Genomic DNA, 681 nt, shown 5'->3' on the forward strand with positions numbered 1-681 from the left:
TGTTTTGTACAGCTAAAAATAGCTGGACGCAGATGAGACCGGAAGCCAGACCCATCAAATTTACAAATGCCAATGCCACTCTTTCGGGAAGAAAAAAGTGGATAGAATAAGGCATTAATATGTGCTTTATAAGTATTAATAAACAACCACTATGCTAGTAATATGCATACTAATGAACAACTAGTTAATAGTGATAACTGGTCTCTATACTACAGTGTTATCCAAATTTTGGTTACTCTTTACTTTGGGGACCAGTTCTCAGTATTAATTAACTACAACTTTTGCCCCAATAAACTCCTAATTTACTGCTTATTAATAGTTAGTAAGGTAGTTGTTAAGTTTAGGTATTGGGTAGGATTAGGGATGTAGAATATGGTCATGCAGAATATGTGCTTTATAAGTACTAATAAACAGCCAAAGTCTTAATAATAGGCATGCTAATAAGCAACTAGTTAATAGTGAGAATTGTTCCCTATACTAAAGTGACTAATGACAATAAATGGGTATTTTTTTTTATTAACATTGAAAAATGGAAAAAAAGAAAGAAAGAAAGAAGGAAAGAAATTATACTCTAAATAGGAAATTAAAAGCACCAGCCTAGGCTGGCTGTCTGGCTTTAGCTGGTTTAAGCTGGAAGTAGCTGGTTTTAGCTGGTCTCCCAGCCTGACCAGCCAAGGAAGT

The 681-nt window shown here is 34.5% G+C and carries 1 protein-coding gene; it reads right to left on the reverse strand.

From position 1 onward, the window contains the following. Positions 1-452 precede the first annotated feature (452 nt). On the reverse strand, positions 453-681 hold a 229-nt coding region (locus C8054_RS32975; RefSeq protein WP_233220270.1), incomplete at its 5' end, for a hypothetical protein.

It is taken from the genome of Micromonospora sp. RP3T (assembly GCF_003027925.1).
Taxonomy (GTDB): Bacteria; Actinomycetota; Actinomycetes; order Mycobacteriales; family Micromonosporaceae; genus Micromonospora.